General features: G+C 47.1%; 17 protein-coding genes and 1 pseudogene. 3 read left to right on the top strand and 15 right to left on the bottom strand.

What is annotated here, in order from left to right; genetic code table 11:
• Positions 1-44 precede the first annotated feature (44 nt).
• From FHS17_RS31055 to FHS17_RS30480, 11 genes and pseudogenes are all read right to left on the bottom strand, one after another.
• Complete coding sequence (locus FHS17_RS31055) at positions 45-2126, bottom strand: immune inhibitor A domain-containing protein (RefSeq protein ID WP_167278039.1); 2082 nt, start codon at positions 2124-2126, stop codon at positions 45-47.
• Between the two features lie 319 nt (positions 2127-2445).
• Positions 2446-2916 carry a DinB family protein gene (locus FHS17_RS08970; protein ID WP_167278038.1) on the bottom strand — a complete coding sequence of 157 codons (471 nt, stop codon included), beginning with the start codon at positions 2914-2916 and terminating at the stop codon, positions 2446-2448.
• 347 nt (positions 2917-3263) lie between these two features.
• Positions 3264-3812, bottom strand: coding sequence for a cysteine hydrolase family protein (locus FHS17_RS08965; RefSeq protein ID WP_167278037.1), 549 nt, complete (start codon positions 3810-3812; stop codon positions 3264-3266).
• Between the two features lie 107 nt (positions 3813-3919).
• Entirely contained in the window at positions 3920-4294 is a 375-nt protein-coding gene (locus tag FHS17_RS08960) for a winged helix-turn-helix transcriptional regulator (RefSeq protein ID WP_341805805.1), read from the bottom strand.
• 690 nt (positions 4295-4984) lie between these two features.
• Complete coding sequence (locus tag FHS17_RS08955; protein WP_279590337.1) at positions 4985-6097, bottom strand: GerAB/ArcD/ProY family transporter; 1113 nt, start codon at positions 6095-6097, stop codon at positions 4985-4987.
• 253 nt (positions 6098-6350) lie between these two features.
• Positions 6351-7553, bottom strand: coding sequence for a Ger(x)C family spore germination protein (locus FHS17_RS08950; protein ID WP_167278035.1), 1203 nt, complete (start codon positions 7551-7553; stop codon positions 6351-6353).
• Complete coding sequence (locus tag FHS17_RS08945; protein ID WP_167278034.1) at positions 7550-9061, bottom strand: spore germination protein; 1512 nt, start codon at positions 9059-9061, stop codon at positions 7550-7552. The genes FHS17_RS08950 and FHS17_RS08945 overlap by 4 nt, the downstream gene beginning before the upstream one ends.
• A 196-nt stretch (positions 9062-9257) precedes the next feature.
• The gene (locus tag FHS17_RS30840) at positions 9258-9389 is read right to left on the bottom strand and encodes a hypothetical protein (RefSeq protein WP_279590336.1); all 132 of its coding nucleotides are present in this window, start codon (positions 9387-9389) and stop codon (positions 9258-9260) included.
• 163 nt (positions 9390-9552) lie between these two features.
• A complete protein-coding gene (locus FHS17_RS08940; protein WP_167278033.1) occupies positions 9553-9987 on the bottom strand; it encodes a hypothetical protein in 435 nt (144 codons plus the stop codon).
• A 3-nt stretch (positions 9988-9990) separates the two neighbouring features.
• A complete protein-coding gene (locus tag FHS17_RS08935) occupies positions 9991-11028 on the bottom strand; it encodes a DUF3231 family protein (protein WP_243865247.1) in 1038 nt (345 codons plus the stop codon).
• A gap of 406 nt (positions 11029-11434) precedes the next feature.
• A pseudogene (locus FHS17_RS30480) lies at positions 11435-11749 on the bottom strand (aldo/keto reductase); the annotation flags it as partial.
• 175 nt (positions 11750-11924) lie between these two features.
• On the opposite strand from FHS17_RS30480, the gene FHS17_RS08925 reads away from it, so the two are divergent.
• Together FHS17_RS08925 and FHS17_RS08920 are read left to right on the top strand one after the other, a co-directional pair.
• Positions 11925-13178, top strand: coding sequence for a DNA polymerase IV (locus tag FHS17_RS08925; protein WP_167278031.1), 1254 nt, complete (start codon positions 11925-11927; stop codon positions 13176-13178).
• On the top strand, positions 13175-13651 hold the full coding sequence (locus FHS17_RS08920) for a YhjD family protein (protein ID WP_167278030.1): 477 nt from the start codon (positions 13175-13177) through the stop codon (positions 13649-13651). Before FHS17_RS08925 ends, FHS17_RS08920 begins: the two co-directional genes overlap by 4 nt.
• A gap of 29 nt (positions 13652-13680) precedes the next feature.
• On the opposite strand, the gene FHS17_RS08915 is transcribed toward FHS17_RS08920, so the two are convergent.
• A complete protein-coding gene (locus FHS17_RS08915) occupies positions 13681-15105 on the bottom strand; it encodes a DUF2515 domain-containing protein (protein WP_167278029.1) in 1425 nt (474 codons plus the stop codon).
• 166 nt (positions 15106-15271) lie between these two features.
• On the opposite strand from FHS17_RS08915, the gene FHS17_RS08910 reads away from it, so the two are divergent.
• A complete protein-coding gene (locus FHS17_RS08910; protein ID WP_167278028.1) occupies positions 15272-15970 on the top strand; it encodes an SOS response-associated peptidase in 699 nt (232 codons plus the stop codon).
• A gap of 339 nt (positions 15971-16309) precedes the next feature.
• Here FHS17_RS08910 and FHS17_RS08905 read toward each other — a convergent pair whose 3' ends face one another.
• The 3 genes from FHS17_RS08905 to FHS17_RS08895 all read right to left on the bottom strand — a co-directional run bounded on the left by FHS17_RS08905 (position 16310) and on the right by FHS17_RS08895 (position 19592).
• The gene (locus FHS17_RS08905; RefSeq protein ID WP_167278027.1) at positions 16310-16597 is read right to left on the bottom strand and encodes a stage VI sporulation protein F; all 288 of its coding nucleotides are present in this window, start codon (positions 16595-16597) and stop codon (positions 16310-16312) included.
• 74 nt (positions 16598-16671) lie between these two features.
• Positions 16672-18726 (bottom strand): ATP-dependent DNA helicase RecG, encoded by a 2055-nt coding sequence (recG, locus tag FHS17_RS08900; RefSeq protein ID WP_167278026.1) that lies wholly within the window; start codon positions 18724-18726, stop codon positions 16672-16674.
• An 11-nt stretch (positions 18727-18737) separates the two neighbouring features.
• Positions 18738-19592, bottom strand: coding sequence for a DegV family protein (locus FHS17_RS08895; RefSeq protein ID WP_167278025.1), 855 nt, complete (start codon positions 19590-19592; stop codon positions 18738-18740).
• Positions 19593-19607: the final 15 nt, after the last annotated feature.

Genomic DNA, 19607 nt, shown 5'->3' with positions numbered 1-19607 from the left:
TTTTACGCTGACATACATCGTTGCTTTGTTACTTCTGCTTATCGCTAGCTGCTCGCAGCCTTGCTTTTCTTCCCGGTATTCTTAAGAACCACATCATAATCGTAAGGCACGCTGTTGCTGGTGCCTTCGGGAGAAGCATACGTCGTCATCATGATAATTCGGTCGTACTTCGAGTTGTGGAGCATATCGGCAAGCTCTATACGATCGGATTCTGATACATGAATAAGATCCGGCAGACGGATGACTTTGACCTGGTTATCATGCTCTTTTTCCTTTTGCTTGTCGTAGTTCTTCATGAAGCCAATGAATTCAACCTGATAATTCACGTACTGGCCGGTAGTCTGCTCCAAGCTCTTAAAGCCGGAGGTGCCAGTCATCGGATCGATCACAATTCCGTTCAGCCGCAGATTGGACAAGTACCAGCCGGCTTCGTTGTAGCCCCAATCCGTCAAGTAGCGGAATCCGAGCAGAACCTTCTTCCCGGCATAAGCGGTTAGATCAAACGTCTCCGTCTTCCAACCGTCAGAGTTGCCCGTGAAGCCCGGCAGATTCGCTGCGATCTTCGGATAGCCTTCTTCGACCGGATCGCTGCGGGTATCCCCATTGGATAGCGACTTCCAGGTCTTCCCTCCGTCCTCAGATACCTGTACGGCGCCGAAGTCCCACTGCTCTTCGATGTTGTAGCTGGTATCGAAGCTGAGTTCAGGCGCAGATTGACCGGTCAGATCCAGTTCCTTGATCAGAAAATTGTCAGCCAAGTCGCCTCGATTGCCCCAAAGAACCGTTCCGCGTTCGGGATCTTCCACTGGCTTCCAGTTAGTGCGCAGGAAGTCGAGCCCCTGGAAGTACAGATGATCGATCTTCGAATCCGGCGTGATCACTTTGAAGTCTGTTCCCCATGCAGGAGAAGTATTGTCTGGCAAGACCGAGGAGGCAAAGTCGGGAGTCAGGTCGATCGAGTTGAACTTGTACGTGGAGGAGTCGCCTTGATACCCGTTGTCGAGCACAACTGCCGTCATGTAGTCGGCGTAAACTTTAGCAAACGTTTTGCTGATACCGGCTTCGGCGAGCGCATCTTCCACGCCCCTCATGCCGGTGTACGGATCGTGGAACAAAGTCTGGATAAATGATTCTCCATAATGGTCGTAGAGATACAGCTGGAACAGGTAGGCGTTACCGTAATCGGCAAGAATTTGGAGATCAGACTGATCACCCCATAAGGTAAGAGAGTTGCGGAGATTCGACAAAAATTCGTTCACATGGTCGGTGGAGTGGCCGTATCCAACCATGTATTGGGCAAAGTCGGACAAGCCTTCATTAATGAAGCTTTCTTCAGCCGGATCGGTATCCCGGTGCAGCAAATGCTGAAACTCATGGGCGAATACGCCCTCATAGAGATATGGCTTAGCGGCATTTGGTCCGGTCCGGTTCAACCAATCCAAACTGTCAATCGTCATGACATTGCGGTCAGTAAAATCGCTGATCGTCGGGGAGAAGTAACCCGCGATGTAGCTCGGATAGTTCGGGTCGTAGTAGCTTTGGTCCTTGATGTTGTCAATCAAGATAACGACGCGTCCGCTGTCGTCCTTATACAGGCCGTTATAGCCGTCATTGCCTTTGCGTTCGGCAGGCGGTGCGAAATACTCGATTTCTTTGGGATAGATGCGGGTTTCGAATTCGTTCAGCAAATACTGAACCTGCGCGTCGGTAATTTGAACAGAGACGTTCCGAGGATCCCCGTCTGGGAACTTAAGATTGTTCGCCACCCATACTTCTCCGTTCTCACCGACGGCGCGGAGAGTAAAGTTCGTCAAATAATACTGGCCAGTAACGTCGTTGTTCGTCAGCCATGGCTTAATGGTACCGACATTTGCTTCCGTCAATCCGGCTTCGCCCGAAGAAGAGCCGGCATCCGCCGCCGCTTTACTGCCGGACAAGTCAAGCCTGCCTTCGGCTTTAACACTCTCAAGCGCATCGGCCCTCAGCTTCGTACCAACATCCCGTACACTGGGATTCGCATTATAGCTTGTCTGCTTGACCGGCGCTGCCGTTGCCGCAGCTGGCATTAGAAGTCCACCAACCAGAATGAACGACGAAATCAGACTGAAAAGATTGCGTTTTACCACATACACTCCTCCTCTGACCTATATGGCTTGCCCGGTGAAGGGCTATGTTAACTATCATAACAAGGTGGGAAATATTAGAAAGTGCTCCAACTACCGGATATTCACATATCAGGAGGACTTAAGCCATGCAACCTTCGCCCCATCCACTGTCAAATCTGGTCGGTCATTCCGCCCAACTATTAAGGAACTCTAGCTTAATAAAAATGACAAGCTATTAGCTGGATTAGCTCAACAAAAGCTGCAGCTGATCCTCAGATCTACTGCAGCTTTATTGATTGAACTATAGTTCCCAGTTAGCTCAATCTATCTTTCTTAAACTTCAATCCCATACCTTTGGCCGCTTTAATCCGGCTAATCTTAAATAATCTAAAAGTTGACCTGAATGGACTGCTTCATGATAAGCAATTCTCAAAAGCATGTCGCCTAATGATCGAATGTAACCTACGTCTTTTCTATCAATTTGGATTCTTGTTAAATCCTCTTGTGTATAGGATTTTACTGTATCCATAAATTCATTCCGATAGGTTTCTGAAAAGTTGAGTTCCTCTTGGAGCGTTGTAAAAGTACGAGCCTCATAAGGGGATTCATACGCGGTTAGACTTCCCTCATTCAACAAGGCAAGATGGTAATAATGTTCACTATCCAGGACATGGCGGATCATCTCTTTTATGCTCATTGCTTCCGAATCCGGTCTCCAGTCCAAAAACTCATGCGGAATACTTCCCCAAATAATCATGCTTCTGCGTCGAATCTCATTTAAATTCTGAACTATAGCTTCTATAGCGTTCATAGTTGCTTCCTTTCGACTTCAATTTATCGTTACATTCGACTTTGTCCAAGTTTGCAATTGATGATAAATCCTCAACCTTAAATTCATAAAAACTTAGAGAGCTCACATTAAAATATTCAACAGCTTTTTCATAGTGTCAAGGTTTATGGGTAACGTTGTAAAGAAGTTATGACAGCAATGTCCATGACCAAAGTCATCATAAATAAATTTGTATTTGTATAAGTACTTTCATGTACTTAGAATGAAGTTCAAAGTTATGAACCTGTTCCAAGGATATTCACTTATTGACCGCGTAATCCTTTCTCTAAACCTCTTCGCCGTTGGCTCAAGTTTGTGAAAAGAACAAGTTAAACCGTTTTATAAAGACTGTTGATGTTCATTGTTTTAGCAAAGGTATCTTGTAAGGATGCCATAAAGGTATCATGAACGGTTTTTGCGGGAATTAATGTGTCGTTCCATATTAAATCTTTGGTGGCGCAAGCTTCACTCAGCAGAATGACTTCAAAACCCAATCGATGTGCCGTTCTTACAGTCGAATCAATACAGATGTGGCTCATCATGCCGCAAATGACTAACCGCGTTACTTTAATCGATTCAAGATATTGATGTAATTCAGTTTGAAAAAAGCTATCCGGAGTATGTTTCACTATAACTTTTTCGTCAGATCGGGGTTGCACTTTTTCATGAATTTTGATTCCTTCGGTATCTGGAAGAAAAAATGTTGCATTCTCATCAAGAAGAATACACTGAATATGTACAATGGGTAAATTTTTATTTCGGAACAGTGTCAATGCTTCACGCGCATGCATGACCGCCTGATCGCTATTGAATAATTCATTTCTACCTCCTTTGAAATAATCCTTTTGAATGTCTACCATTAATAATGCTGTAGTCATGTTTTACGGCTCCTTTACCTGTATTTATGCTGGTTCTAAAAAGTATTTTAGTCTCAGATAAATGAAGCGTAAATTACCCACTAATTTGTGGGTATGGGTGTACGAAGCTACTTTTTATAGTTTATGCCTTTACGATCAAGGAGGTCGGTTTGTCCCCATTCCAGCATGAATTCAATACCTATCTCTTGCATAATCAGTACTGCTTCCAGGAGCTTTCTCCCGCGGTCAGTAAGAAAGTATTCTACATGCAACGGATAACCTTCCGTTTTGATTTTATCCACGATCGCACAAGATTGAAGTTCTCTAAGGTGCTGTAACAACATCTTCTGGGTGATCCCGTCAATATCTCGCTCAAGTTGAGCTAAAGAGGTATTGCCATTTTTTAATTGATATATGATCATGGTTTTCCATTTGCCTTTTATAATGTCGTGAACGATCTCTAATGGGCAGGTACATATCTCTCGAATTATGATATAGCTCACCTCTATGTGATGGTCATATTGGCCAGTTGAGTAGGCTCTTCCTTACTCATTGATCTTAAAACTCCGTGTTACCCTCAGCAATCAAATGTCACTTGATCATAGAAGATCATACCACATTGCCAATCATTGGAACTATCCTCCGCTGCCCGTTAGCCATCCATGCATCCACATCTGCATCATAGAGCAACAAAGTCATTACGTTCTTTCATGGTAGAGTTCCCAGTTAGATTAACAGAGCGTGTGATTCTCAAGACTATAATAGGGGCATAGAATTTTTCTCTTACTAAATTTAGAGGGATTTTTCTCTTTATACATCCATTGCCTACTTATAAATAATAACCTTAAAAATAACCCAAAAAGGACTGATCGGGTTTCAATAATAAACTATTATTAAATAACTTTTAAAAATTCACTACTTCCAAGAATTTCTGCTGATATGCTCATCGAAATAATGTCGCATATAATTAACATTTAGATATCTCAAGAGTTCAAATATCATCTCACAATATTTCTGCTAGTTTTTAATTCTTGAATATTATCTAACACTATGTGTGTGATTTTTTTTATTAAGTTTTCGGCAAATCCCCTTAGCAGACTACAGCCCATAGAAAGCAAATGTCAGAAATTTTTCGTCTGCAATATTTGAAGTGATTATTATACAAGCTGCAGGAGGGCGGTTCCGCTGACGCCTCACTCATTTTTTTTAGAATCTAAGTTTAGCTTTTTCTTAGTCAGTCCAGCTATCCATAATAATAGCGGGATGAAGATGCCCATAGTAAGAATATATGGCGGAAATATAGTAGAATCCCAATATTGCATATATACTACATCAGGATAAACAACAAGAGAGAAAACGATCATTATGATTCCACAAGGCAAAGTGAGAGAACGATAATTGTTCAATTTCAATATTTCCGATAAACTCGATACCCAGCCGTAAAAATAAAAGGTGGTTTTAAGAAAGGTTGTAACAAACCACAATCCGGCCATAATGACTTCGACCCGTTGAAAAAAATTGCCGATACTGATTTTCTTAACTAAGGCATAACTGGGAAACATGCTTCTCGATGTAATATTCGGACCTAGAATCATGATGCACAACAGGGTGATCAAAACAACGCAAATCCCTCCCATGATGGCGGCAAAATACATGCCGATTTGGGCCTTCTCCACATTGAGGACACTAGGAAAAACAGCGAATAAAAACACGATAGGCATGTATGCCGTTCCCGCGAACGAAAAGCCCGCCCAAAATAATGATTTCCATCCAAACTCGAAAACAGGCAGCATATTCTCCGTGTTAATTTCCGGTGCGAGAGTGAATACCAATACGGCCAAGAGAATAAGAACCCATGGAAGCATGAGTTCCGAAGTCCTAGAGATTGTCTCCAATCCCATCCGCACGCCAATGACGACTACGGCTGCAAAAAGGATGTTGATAAGCGGAAACGGCGTATGCGGCAGAAAATTGATCTTGAAGAAGTTACCTGCATAAAACAAAACGGTTACTGAACCGATAAATGAATAAAACATAAACATGATCGACAGCAAAGCCCCGATCCATTTCCCAAGAACGGCCTCACATATACCGACAAAGGTTCTGCCAGGGAACAACCGCCATAGTAAAATATATAACCCTACCGTTACCCCTCCCATAACGACGCCAACTAACGCTCCGATCCAGGCATCCTGCTTGGCTATCGCGGCCAAGCCAGAAGGGATAATCAAGATGGTGCTGCCGATCGTATACAAAAAGACGAGCACCATCAATTGTCGATTGGATATCTTCTCGATTTTCGGCAATCCCCTTCACTCCCCGAACTTATTTAAAATAATTCTGCATCCAATAGCCTGCCGGTTTAAATATAGCCGCTATCCAATCTAACGGATTTGGAATATGCCCCTGTAAGGCCGCGACTATACTTAATGCGGTTCCGAGCAATAACAAGAGAGAGAAAACCCAGAGATCCTTCTTGTATGCCTTTAACGAAGGAATTTCATAGGCGGCGCAAACACCTGCTGCTGCAAGAAGCCCGGCTACCATCCACATATTCGTCTATTCCCTCTCTTCCATAAACGAATTCGTCACTGTACCGGTCCTTTTAATCTTCACCTTGACCGTGACATCCGTTTCAGCATCCTCAAAAATTTCATCCCAATCCGTCTTTAATGATCTCCATTCACCGGGATTACTGCGATGAAGGGCGTTGCCAAACCCTATGAAATCTGATTTGTACTTTTTTTGTGACACTTCCAGCAAATGCTCCAGGATTCCCTGCAAAACTTGCTCCGCTTGTTGTTCCAATTCCCTAATAACCTGCATATCGGTCAAATCGATTTGGCATTTGACCTCCCCTACATTTTGTTCAGTTCGCAGCTCAACGGCAAGACGAGGTCGTCCGTTCTGGAAAGAGCTTTTTATTTGGGCTTCCGAATGTATGACTTCAAGTGCGACTTGGCCGCCATGAGGGCAGTCAACATGGCCTACGGTGCTGACGATATTATTAAGAATGTAGTTGTATCCCTTGCTATCTTCCTGATTTAACCATCCGATCAATCGATCCTTCCGGAATACCGCCAAGCCATTATTTTGTATGCTTACAGCTGGCTGAGTGGTCTTCATATTTCCTAATGAGCCTCCCTTCTCATTGCTTCCGCTTACCTTGATGCCGCTTATGACCGGATTCTTGCCCTTGCTTTCAATATCGTTGATAAATTTATCCAACGTAACCGATATCACGGGTGCCCACACTTTTTCGGAGGTTTGGATGGATTCATATATTTTATTAGCCGGAATTTTTTCTAAAGGGGTTAATATTCCCAGGGTATGAGCTGCAGTTGTCCCTTTGGCAATGAGCAGAAAAGAATCCGAGCGGAGTTCGTAATCTCTGGACAAAATGTCCAAGGCATCGCCAATGCCTTCCCGGGCCAGCTCTTCTCCAATCACGATAATGCGAAGATGGGCCGCATAAATTTTTCTGGAGCTGACAGTCGTCATTTTGCGGATAGCTTCGAAAATCGTGGTTCCCTCCGCTTTATATAACGTAACAGGGGTCATGCCCTCGCTTCCCCCTTTTTGCATAGCGACTTCCCCCGGTTGAACGACCTGAACCGTTACTTGATACTGGCTGCCAGATTTGTCGATCCCCATAGCGACGGATATAGCAAGCTCGTTTAACTCCCGCCTGTCCCAGCAGCCCGCAAGCGGCAAGACGAGGGAGATTGCCAGTAACAGTGAAACCAACTTTCGGATCATCATTTGCCCTTATTCCTAGCGCGACGTTGACGAATCGGATTTAGTTTGCTGAACATACTGGGCCTAGTGTTCATGCTATTATGGGGAACGCGCAGAATGACATCCTTTTGATCGCCTATGTTAATCGGGCCGACCGGAGCCATGTAAGGTACGCCAAAAGAGCGCAAGTTGCTCAAGTGAAGCAGCAGGAGGCTCATTCCTACGAAGACTCCGAACATACCAAATGCAGCGGCGAGTCCCATAAAGATAAATCGGAGGATTCTTACGGCAATCGACATGTCGAACTCCGGGATCACATAGCTTGATATGGCTGTTATAGATACGACAATAATCATGCTTGCGGAGATAATTCCTGCTTCAACGGCAGCTTGTCCGATCACCAAAGTTCCCACTATCGAGACGGCTTGACCAACGGCCCTTGGCATGCGTACTCCAGCCTCCCGCAAAATTTCATAGGTTGCTTCCATGATCAACGCTTCGATAAAAGCGGGAAATGGCACACCTTCTCGCTGAGCAGCCAAGCTGATCAGCAACTGGGTGGGCAGCATTTCCTGCTGATAGGTCGTAATCGCTATATACAGCGACGGGACAAGCGTGGCGATGAAGAGTCCGAAGTAACGCAGAACCCTAATCAAAGTGCTAATATCGGCGCGTTGATAGTAATCTTCGGCGGCTTGGAAAAACTGCACGAATAAAGCGGGCACCAAGAGTACATGCGGAGTTCCGTCAATCAAAATAGCGATCCGGCCTTCAAGCAGCGAAGCAGCTACAGAGTCGGGCCTTTCCGTATTCTGCACGGTAGGAAAAATAGTATAGGATTCCTCTTGAATGAACTCTTCAATATAGCCGCTTTCCAGAATAGAATCGGTATCGATGGCCTCCAGCCGCTTGTTTACTTCTTTCAAAGCTTCCTCGTCCGCAATTCCCGCAATATACATGATAGAAACATTTGTTTTGGTCACTTTTCCAATTTTCCTGTTTTTGAGCGTCAGACGAGGATCTTTGATGATCCGACGAATCAATGCCGTATTGACAGTGATATTTTCAGTAAAAGCCTCTTTCGGTCCCCGAATAACCGTCTGGTTGGTTGGTTCGCTGACAGCCCTTTGCTCCCAGCCTGCCATGGAGATGCTTAGACCAGTCAGATATCCATCCAGCATAACAACGATGCTTCCGTTCATTAACGAATCCGACGCCCATTCAAAACGGTCAACTTCACGAATTTGACCGACCGTCAATACGGAGTTCTTCAATCGATCCAGCAAATGATTTTCTTTGGAGTCGCTACGATCTCCTTGCAGATGCCCATATTGCATAAGGGGTTCCATAATAAATTGATTAATCGATCGCTCATCGGTTAATCCATCAAAATACAGGATTGCGATGTCCCTCTCGGCCCTGCCTGACCCAATGCGAAACTCACGAACAATGAGGTCATCGCTCCCGTTCGTGCAGGACTTGATACTCTCTATGTTTACTTTTAGACTTGCTTGCAAATTAGGGTTGTCCATTCAAACGCACCCCTCTAATGATCTATGATGTAGACCATTATTGCCTTGCAGGAAGTCATTTAAACGATAATTGCGGATCATATCAAACCGTCTGGATTGAGGATTATATAAAATGCAAAGAAAGCGGAATGCTTCTTCTCGGGTTATACAGATCGCCTCCTCCGTAATGCTTTCTTCACGAGTGCAGCTTAAGTTCCTACTCGAAACGCTCTTTAAGCGAATCATTGCTGGTTTGAATCATCAAGCGGATTTCATCCCATTCGCCCATCAATCGGCGTATCGATACTAAATCGTACGTCTCGGCGTAATGGCTAATGTCATCCAGCATGGACTGACCCCTAGAAATGGAACAGCAGCAGACATGGACGTGAAAATAAAGTCCTAGACTGCTGCTGTTTTGTTGAACTAACGTTCCCCGTTGAACAATTAATTGTCATATTGTCAGGTTTTTTAGTTTTCCATAGAGTTACTCGTAAATGTTTAAATGTCATCTAACGGTTTCGCAGGAAAGATTGAAGACCTATTCCGACTAAAACACCGGCTCCGATTCCTAATAGCCCAAGCCAAACAGCTCCCAAAAAATCCTTTGAAAAAACAACACCAATCGTCCCAATGAAGGCTCCGAAAGCGAAAGGGAATGAAGCATTAGGTTTTAGATCATCCCCGCCATCTTTATAGGCGTCCCAAATTCCGAACATGTAGACACAAGGGTAGAACATAAGCCACTCCATATTGGTTTGTTCGATCGTTGGAAGATCGCCGTGAAAGCTCGTTATAATAACCCAATTCAAATGGGACTTCAAGTTAATAAGAAATTCCAAGGTGATCAGCAGGATGCCCTTTACATATTTACCGTTAAGGAGCTGACCGAATCCTGGCAAAGCGATACTCCACAATAAAGCCTCGGTTCGGGACGCTCTGGCCATCTCCTACCCCTTTGTTAGCGTATTGCGATCCGCCGCTTGCGGGGGCTGTTCCATCCAACCCAAATCAATCATTGTATTGGCTCCATCCTCTACGTAATTTCCTACTTCGACGATGAATCTTGCGAATGTAGCCGCCACGTCATGTCTTGCGCTAAAGGCCAACGCATTGCCATATGTCCTGACCCGCATGGCAAACATGTCCATTTTATGGGTAAGCATTATTTTATCCGAAAATGGCGATATGGTTGAATCGGTAACGAGGTGATTCAAGAGCGGATATGACGACAAATCCTCTTTGTGCATTAGCCGGGTCAAAATATCGTATTCCTTCAGTGCGATTTCTTTCCCTCTCTTGAAGTAATTCCTAACTTGCTCGAGCTTGGCCGCTTGGCAAAAGCCTACCAATACTGCGCAACTGGTAGCGTTATTTTGAATGTTATCGTAAATATGGGTTATTTCCAGCGATTGAAGCGGACGAACATCCCCGAAGAAACCATCTAAATACCGTTGTTTTTTGACAAAATCGATTCTGTCCGGAACGGGTATATACGGCGGTTTGACCAAAAGTCCTTTCATATCCAGTAAATCATTAACGTCATTAACTAATTTGACTGTTAGTGTGAGGCAATCAGTAAAGAATTCGCGGACGTCCTGCCGGCTCATTAAAGGCACTGCGATTCCGTAAATACTAATTCCCGCTTTACAGGTATACTTCAAGTAATGCAAATAAAATTCATCGGCAAACAACCGGGGAGCTTCTAAATTTACGTCATCTTCCGTGTAGCCGATAGGTACCGGATGACCCTCCCGGGTGAAAATATCCGCTACCGTTCTGGTGAACCGGTCGGCTATTTGAAGCGCTTCATTCAGAACATTTCGAATATCTGCATCGTCCACATTTTGCAAAAAATAGCGCAGCACGCACCGGGCCATGCTGTTCCCCATATAGGTCGCCCATAATTTCCCGATTTCAGCTGACGTTAATTTATTAGACATATTTCCATCTATTTGGCTCTTGTTTCCGTCTTCTAGTTTTTGCATTGGCCACCTCTTATTTGTTTTCAACTGTAACAATCATCCTTTTTTTACAGTACCACGTTATTATTTGATTTTGAGCCACAATAAATACTCAGATAATGCTAACATTGATACCGATGTAATAGCTTCCTAACGGGGGGACAAGGGGAACGACGATGGATAATCAATGATGGTTATGTAATGCCCTTACTTCAATATAAACGGCAGCTGATCTTCTTAAGATCAGCTGCCGCTTTGTTGTTTTGAACCTATTAGAATGGATGTATTCACGAACAAAAAAATAACCCGATCAGCCTGATCGGGTTTGAATAAACAATAATTAAGATAACTATTAGAAATCCACTACCTCCAAGAATTTCTGCTCATAAGCTTACCGAATCCGGATCTCTGTTAGAGTCATGTGCCAGCACTAAAGGTTAGCCTTATAATTAGAGAGCCATTTTACGGTTTCCGGATTGCGATCCGATCCAGGATACAAGCTGACTTTGGTATCCAAAGCAGCAATCCTATTCATGTCCTCCTGACCTAATTCAAAATCGAAGATATTGATGTTTTCCAGGATTCTTTCCTTACGAACAGATTTCGGTATTACCACGACTCCTCTTTGCGTCAACCATCGTAAGACGACTTGTCCCACAGCTTTCTGATGCTTTTCAGAGATGGAAACTAAAACTTCATTCTGGAATATGTTATTTTTCCCTTGCGCCAATGGCCTCCAAGATTTTTTTATATTTTTCCAACGAATTTGGAATGATTCTAAAGAATTAAGGAATATGACATCTCTCTCTCTCATACCCAACTGTTTGAAATTACCTCCAAATATCCCTTGCATAGCGAACATACATTCGGTATATAATAAGATACGAACATACTTTCGTATTTGTATTGGAGTGGGGATTATGGAACGTGTCATTATGCTGATTGACTGCCAGTCGTTCTACGCGTCCGTCGAGAAGGCCGCACATCCCGAATATAAGAACGATCCGGTCGTCGTTGCCGGCGATCCTTCGCGGCGTTCGGGCATTATTTTGGCCGCTTGTCCGCTTGCGAAGCAGTACGGCGTCACGACCGCCGAGACACTTGGCGAGGCGCTTGGCAAATGTCCGCATCTTGTCATTATTAGACCACGCATGCAGGCTTACATCGAAGTCTCGCTTATGATTACCGACATCTTCCGCTCGTTTACCGATCTGGTGGAGCCCTTCTCCATCGACGAGCAGTTCCTGGACGTCACCGGTTCTTTATCTTACTTCGGGACGCCCGATGAGATCGCAACGCAAATCCAGACGAAGATTATGCTCTACACCGGCGTATGGGCCCGAGTTGGCATTAGCTCCAACAAGATTCTGGCCAAGATGGCCACCGACATTTGGGCGAAAAAGAATGAAGCCGGCGTATTCACGCTCCCGAAAACAGCTGTTGAATCACTCTTATGGCCGCTTCCTGTGAACAAAATGTTTGGCGTTGGCTCGCGGATGACCGCACATTTCGAGAGGATGGGGATTTCTACAATTGGAGATCTCGGCAGGCTCCCGCTTCCGGATTTCAAGCGCAAGCTGCGGGCGCGGATGGGCCGTAACAGCGATATTCAAGCCGAATTGTTCTGGCAGACCGCGAACGGCATTGACCCAAGCCCGGTAAAACCAAGCACGCATGACGCGCAGCAAGCAGTTGGTCATCAGATGACGCTGCCCCGTGATTACAGCAAGCCGCAGGAAATCGACGTTGTCCTGCTGGAATTAAGCGAAGAAGTGTGCCGGCGCAGCCGCGCGAAGGGCTATATGGGCAGCGTTGTTGCAGCAGGCGCGCAAGGGGCGGATTTCGACCGGCCAACCGGCTTTTTCCGTCAGATGACGGTGCCGGATCCGACCAATATTACGAAGGAAGTATTTGCTGCGGCGAGGACGTTATTTTATGCGCATTGGGATCGTCTCCCCGTCCGCAAGCTAGGCGTTACGTTATCTAAGCTGGTACCTGACGATCAATACCAACTTTCTCTGTTCGGCAACAGGGAAAAAGAAAGAAAGCTGGATCGCGTCACGGATGCGATCCGTCATAAATTCGGAACGACCTCGATTCTGCGGGCTTCCTCGCTGCTAGAGGCAGCCCAGGCCCGTGAGCGCAGCGTCAAAATTGGAGGACACTACAAATGAGCAAGAAACTGGAAGGCAATGGCCGCTGGGAATCCAGCCGGATGATGCTGCCCGAACATCGAGAGCAATATTTGCAGCGGCGCGAGACGCCAAAAGCTTCCGGACCTGTCCCCGTTCCAAGCAAAGAGGAGCTTGAGCTTATTCGTGACTATGTGCTGCTCCCCATGATGCTGACCATCGTGGATAAGAACTGCAAGGACATTGAATTGTCTCCCTACTCCATGAAGCAGCTGTATATGAAAGCCTCCCGCGTCTTAATGGGTCATATTCACAATGACTTAACCGCCGTCCGCAAGGCGCTTAAAGAGCGAAATATCCGTGTATTTCTCGAAGAAAGCGACAGTGAGCATGGAGCGATCCATTATAAGTTCGTCTGCCGCGGATACGAGGATCGCTTCTCCATGATCCGTGATGCCGCCCGCGCCGAGATTAGCGTCCGCATCGCCAAATACATCTCACACATGTTTAAGTGACTTTCTGCAAGCACCGCCAGCTGACCGTTTCAGCGCGGTGTTTTTTTGTTACTCGGCCCCGTTACATCCACTCCCTGCTCATCTAGTCTGAGCTGCTCGGCAGCGAGAACGGCAAGCTCGATCTTGTTAAGCAGCAGGCCGTACTCATTCGTCAGCTCGAAGCTGCGCGGCAGCTTCAGCCTGCGAAAGTACGGCGCAATGTCTGCGGCAGAGTGGAACCAATCACCTCGTGCCGGCGCCTCTAGTGTCTGGTCAGCCCAGGCGTCACCAAGCTCAGGGCTATATAAAGGAGCTGCTCCCGGCAGCAATTTGCCGCCAAGCAGACGCTCTTTATACAAGGCGGACGGTGGATCGCGGCGCACCCGGGCAAAAATCTGCGGCGCATAGTCTACCCTCGAGCCCGTATGGCGCCCCTTATCTACAAAAGCCAGCGCTCCTTCGCGTACACGCGGTACGCCAAACAAGATTGCGTACAAAGCTTTACCGAACTCAATCCGCTCTGACAAGTCGTCGAAATGCTCCAAAATAAGTCCCGCCAATCGCAGCTCATTGCTCGAATGGTACGGAAACATGACCGCATTAAGCTGCAGCAGCGACTGCATCCCAAAGAAGAACGTATCGACTACATTCCTCCGGAAGTAATCATCCTGCACGACCCGCTGCTCAATAAAATGCTGCTCATTCACAATAAGCGCAACGGTAAGCGGCACAGGATCACGCCGCCGCCAGAACTGCTCCCACACAGGTCGCATAAACCGTGTTACCCCAAAGGCGGGGAGCAAATGAAAGAGCGGCCGCTCTGCATGAATACTTTCTTCATATAGCAATAACTGTGGATAAGCATCACCGAAAATAAACGTATTGGCATGCTCCAGCAGTAAAAATACATCCTTGCGTTTTCCTCCGGGCAATAAATGAGGCAGCCACTCTCCCTCCAGATCGGTCATATTCCAGCCGCCGTTACGGGAGACAAGATGGGCCAGCATCGCCCAATGAAGCTCAGGATGACGCTTATACATCATGCGGTAGGCTTCTGTACGCGTCACATTATTACGGTTAAGGCGAGCTGTCTCCGCTAGAATCCGCTCGATCAGCAGACTCTCCTCCCCGCTCCACCCCTGCGTAGAAGTGATAGCCGCAGCTTTCGCCGGAGCCTCACTATCACTACCCTCGCCGTTTCCGCTGCTAATTACCCCCACATCCGCATCAGCAGGCTGCTTCTCCAGCTTCAGCCAGGCAGCCATTAGCTCCGAAGCAGCATCCTCCGCTATATGCAGCGGTTCAGCTTCGGCGAGCATCTCATGCGAAGCCTCCATACCATGCCACTTGCCGACCGCATAGTCCCATGCCGCGGCAGGCAGCGAGAACAGCTGTTTGATTTTACTGAGGCCGCTCCTTTTCCCTCTACTTTGGCCAAAGTCGCGGCGGCCGCGCCCCCTCTTCCCGCTTAGCATCGACCGCCCTCCTTCAGTATCTTGGTAACACAAGTATTTGCCGATAGACTGCCTGTTCATGCATAATAAAAGGATAAAGAACTTCTTATGCTTACGAAATATGAATCACCACAAATTGGCTATTAAACAGCCATCTGTGAGGCAATTCATTTTAGGAGGACTTGCCATGTGCGGAAGATATACGATCACGGTATCGCTCGAGGAGCTGATGATTCGTTATATGATTGGCGATACGAAGGTACCTTATCATCGGCCCAAATATAACGTAGCACCCGGCCAGCAGGTGCTTGCCATTATTAATGACGGGCAGCGCAACCGCCTTGGTGAGCTGCAATGGGGACTTATTCCGCCTTGGGCGGAAGACCCGAAGATCGGTAACAAAATGCTGAACGCCCGCTCAGAGACGGCTGCCGAGAAGCCAGCTTTTAAGACGCCGCTTCGCCGCAAGCGCTGCCTCATTCCAGCCGACGGCTTCTATGAATGGAAAAAGACAGACGGCGGCAAGCAGCCGATGCGTATTGTCCACAAAGACCACTCCCTCTTCAGCATGGCCGGACTTTACGAGACCTGGCTTGCTCCGGATGGTACAACGACAATCAGCAGCTGCACCATTTTGACGACCTCACCTAATGAGCTGATGGCTCCGATCCATGACCGGATGCCAGTAATCTTACGCCAAGAGGACGAGCCACTCTGGCTCGACCGTTCGGTACAAGACCCGCGGGCGCTAAGCCGTCTCTTCGTACCATACGCAGCAGATGAACTAGACGCTTATCCGGTATCTTCCGCTGTCGGAAGCGTAAAGAACGACACAGCCGACTGCATTGAACCCATAACTCCCGGAGGCCAGCTTCATCTGTGGTGAGAAAACCTCTAAATAGATAGTTTCCAATGCGTCATCACGAAGCCCCTCCCATTTCAACAGAGGTTGGAATTCATACAGTATAATGCGGAGTTGGCGACCGTAACGTGAAATACATTGGATTTTATACATTATATTCTGCTGCTTTTGGCAACAAGAAGCTTAATTCCGCGATTCTACTGTAGAATATCCAACGTAGCGTCAGGATATCTCCATTGCATCCTACTCTCATTGGAGGAAATCCAATGCAGCGCATCATGCAGGGAAATCCCTGTGCAAGCCAAAACCATTTGTTAAAATCCCTACTTGTAAACAAATAAAAAAAAAGCCGACCGCAAGCGGTCAGCGAAACATCCCCCATAGCTTCAGCAAATGGAAGGTGTTGTTTGGGTCTATTTTCTGCCCAAGCACAAAATCAATAATCTGTTCTTCCTGGATATCCGTCAGAGGTTCTTGTAAAATAGCCGTCGCATTTTTCACGAGCTTCCTTACCTTTACCCGGTCCTGCAAATCATACTTTGTCACGTTGCCCAGCAGCAGCCGCATCCGGTCCTTTACGACCGGATTTTTCAGTTTGATTTTGACGCGTTCGACCAGTTGCGGTCGAATGCCGTACTTTTGGTAACTCACTGGCCTCGACACCTCCATCCGGCATTCCGATGATTCGATCGTTTAACTATATGCCGTTGGAAGTAAGATGTTGCTTAGTCGAGCTGTTCCCCTTGAAAAATTTGATCCTTTAGCAGCAGGACACGTGCCCGTTCATACGACGGATTCGTCCAGAAATCATCACGCCCCGTTAATTCTGCTGCATCATCGCGAGCCAGCTCCAGCACTTCAAAGTCCGCTGCCATATCGGCAATCTTAAACTCAGGAAGGCCGCTTTGCTTTGTCCCGAAGAAATCCCCCGGTCCACGCAGCTCGAGATCCCGCCTCGACACCTCGAAGCCGTCATCGGTCTCGGTCATGACTTTCATCCGTTCACGGCCGTTCTCCGACTTCGGATCCGCAACGAGAACACAGAAAGATTGATGCGCACCACGTCCAACACGACCGCGAAGCTGATGAAGCTGCGACAGCCCAAACCGTTCGGCGTCCATAATGATCATCAGTGTCGCATTTGGAACGTCCACGCCTACTTCAACAACCGTCGTTGCTACCAGCAGATGCGTCTCGTTAGCACCAAACGCGCCCATGACCTCATCCTTTTCCGAAGCCGACAGTCTACCGTGCAGGAGACCCACCTTCAAATCGGGAAAAGCCTGCTGCATCTGCACATACAGATCAATCGCATTCTGCACGTCCAGCTTGTCCGATTCCTCGATCAGCGGGCAAATGACATACGCCTGACGCCCCTCGTCGACTTCACGGCGGATAAATCCAAGGACGCGGTCCATCATACTATGCTTCACCCAATACGTCTTGATTGGCTTCCGTCCATGCGGACGCTCACGAATCGTGGACACATCCATATCCCCAAAAGCGGTAATGGCGAGCGTTCTCGGTATGGGAGTGGCTGTCATCGTTAATACATCCGGATTCATCCCTTTGCGACGCAATACACTCCGCTGATTAACCCCAAATCGATGCTGCTCATCTGTAACTACCAGTCCTAAGCTGCGGAAAAAGACATCGTCCTGAATAAGCGCATGGGTACCGACAATAATATCAATCATGCCCATCTGCAGCCCTGCAAGCACATCACGGCGCTTCCTCTCCGTCAAGCTGCCTGTCAGCAGTCCAACTTCAATACCCGTGCCCGCGAATAACTTCTGCAGCGAACGCAGATGCTGATCAGCCAATATTTCAGTCGGCACCATCAGCGCCCCTTGGTGGCCAGCTTTAATCGTGCAATACAATGCGATAGCAGCAACTACCGTTTTGCCCGAGCCTACGTCACCTTGAAGAAGCCGATTCATCGCAGCTGGCTGCCTCATATCGGACATGATTTCATTAACGACTTTCTTCTGGCCATCCGTCAGCTCAAAAGGCAGCGTAGCTGCAAAGTTCCGAATGGTCTCCCCATTCACCTGATGAACGATACCGTCACCACGTTTACGGGTCAAGGCACGGTAAGCCTGCAGCTTCAGCTGGAATAGGAATAGTTCCTCATATACCATGCGCCGGCGCGCCTCCAGCCCTTCCTTCACTTCTCCAGGGTCATGAATACGCTGCACGGCATCACGCCTTGGCATAAGACCATGGCGCTCCACAAGCTCATGCGGCAGCACTTCTTCAATCATCGCGCCATACTGCATAAGAGCCTGCTTAATCGTCTTGCGCATCCAAGCTTGTGTGATTCCTCCGCCTACCGAATAGACAGGCTGCAAAGTTCCCGACTTCACCATCCCGGTCGACTTGTCCGCAAATTCAGATTCCGACACCGTCATGTGCAGACGCTGCTGCTCCCATTTGCCCGTCAAGACGATCTCCCGGCCCGGTGTCAGCTGATTTTGCAGAAAGTGACGATTGAACCAAACTGCCGTCACGAGCATATGCTCAACCTCAACCTTACAAGTCAGGCGGGATTTCCCTTTCCCATAACGTTGCAGCACAGCGTTGCCACGAATGACACCTTGTACCGTTACTTTCTCGCCATCCTTGATTTCAGCAATTTCACGAATACGATAATCCTCATATCGAAATGGAAAATAATCCAGCAAATCGGCGACTGTCTGTACGCCAAAGGCGTGAAGCTCTTCTTCCTTAGGAGCGCTCACGCCTTTAATTTGCCGGACAGAATACTGTTCCAGCGTCATTGTTCTCTACCTCACACTCTGCGCATAAACACAGCTAGCGTACCAGGACCAACATGAGTCCCGATTACTGCACCAACTGTTGTATATTCAACCTCTTGCACGTTGAAACGGCTTTTAATCATCTCGCCGAACTCCATGGCAGCTTCCTTACCTGTCGTACATGCGATCGTCAGAATAACAGGTTCGCTGCCACAAGCCTGCTCCAGCATATCAATAATACGCAGCATCGCTTTTTTCGAACCACGTACCTTATCTACGGCATACACCATGCCGTCTTTATCGAGTGACAAAATCGGCTTAATATTAAGAATAGATCCAATTAAGGCGGAGGCTTTGCCGATTCGTCCTCCTCTTTGCAAATATTCCAGCGTATCTACAAGAAAATAAAGCTCTGTTGACCTCTGCATCCGATCAATCTCAGCAAGAATAGCTTCCTTCGAAGCGCCTTCCTTTGCCATTCTGGCTGCCGCAACAACGCGCATGCCGTATGCGTATGAAGCCGTCTTGGAATCAAGAACGGTAATATCCGGCTCCCCTTCAACCATCGAGCTTCCAATTACAGCCGACTGATAGGTCCCACTGACCGCACTTGATAATTGAATCGAAATAATCGATGCGTTCGGATCCTCTTGCAAAATGCGCTCATATGCCTCTTGAAACTCCATCGGTGATGGCTGGGATGAGGTAGGCAGCTGAGACGATGCCGCTACTTTGTCGAAAAATTGCTCCGTATTCATCGTAACAGCATCATAGTAAGTTTCTTCTCCAAACAGAATCTTCAGCGGAACCATTTCAATACCGAGCTCTTCTCTCAGCTGCAATGGAATATCTGATGCACTGTCGGTCACGATGCGTATGCTCCCCATACGTACGTCCCCTCC

Source organism: Paenibacillus lupini, from assembly GCF_011761355.1.
GTDB classification, from domain to species: domain Bacteria; phylum Bacillota; class Bacilli; order Paenibacillales; family Paenibacillaceae; genus Pristimantibacillus; species Pristimantibacillus lupini.
The sequence above is the reverse complement of the archived record's forward strand: the minus strand, read 5'-3'. Positions and strand labels throughout refer to the sequence as shown.

Bases quoted from the DNA above. Each gene is read 5' to 3' on its own strand.
- FHS17_RS08970 (WP_167278038.1), bottom strand. From the start codon at position 2,916: ATGAACGCTATAGAAGCTATAGTTCAGAATTTAAATGAGATTCGACGC.
- FHS17_RS08965 (WP_167278037.1), bottom strand. From the start codon at position 3,812: ATGACTACAGCATTATTAATGGTAGACATTCAAAAGGATTATTTCAAA.
- FHS17_RS08950 (WP_167278035.1), bottom strand. From the start codon at position 7,553: ATGATGATCCGAAAGTTGGTTTCACTGTTACTGGCAATCTCCCTCGTC.
- FHS17_RS08945 (WP_167278034.1), bottom strand. From the start codon at position 9,061: ATGGACAACCCTAATTTGCAAGCAAGTCTAAAAGTAAACATAGAGAGT.
- FHS17_RS30840 (WP_279590336.1), bottom strand. From the start codon at position 9,389: ATGCTGGATGACATTAGCCATTACGCCGAGACGTACGATTTAGTATCG.
- FHS17_RS08940 (WP_167278033.1), bottom strand. From the start codon at position 9,987: ATGGCCAGAGCGTCCCGAACCGAGGCTTTATTGTGGAGTATCGCTTTG.
- FHS17_RS08935 (WP_243865247.1), bottom strand. From the start codon at position 11,028: ATGCAAAAACTAGAAGACGGAAACAAGAGCCAAATAGATGGAAATATG.
- FHS17_RS08925 (WP_167278031.1), top strand. From the start codon at position 11,925: ATGGAACGTGTCATTATGCTGATTGACTGCCAGTCGTTCTACGCGTCC.
- FHS17_RS08920 (WP_167278030.1), top strand. From the start codon at position 13,175: ATGAGCAAGAAACTGGAAGGCAATGGCCGCTGGGAATCCAGCCGGATG.
- FHS17_RS08915 (WP_167278029.1), bottom strand. From the start codon at position 15,105: ATGCTAAGCGGGAAGAGGGGGCGCGGCCGCCGCGACTTTGGCCAAAGT.
- FHS17_RS08910 (WP_167278028.1), top strand. From the start codon at position 15,272: ATGTGCGGAAGATATACGATCACGGTATCGCTCGAGGAGCTGATGATT.
- recG (WP_167278026.1), bottom strand. From the start codon at position 18,726: ATGACGCTGGAACAGTATTCTGTCCGGCAAATTAAAGGCGTGAGCGCT.
- FHS17_RS08895 (WP_167278025.1), bottom strand. From the start codon at position 19,592: ATGGGGAGCATACGCATCGTGACCGACAGTGCATCAGATATTCCATTG.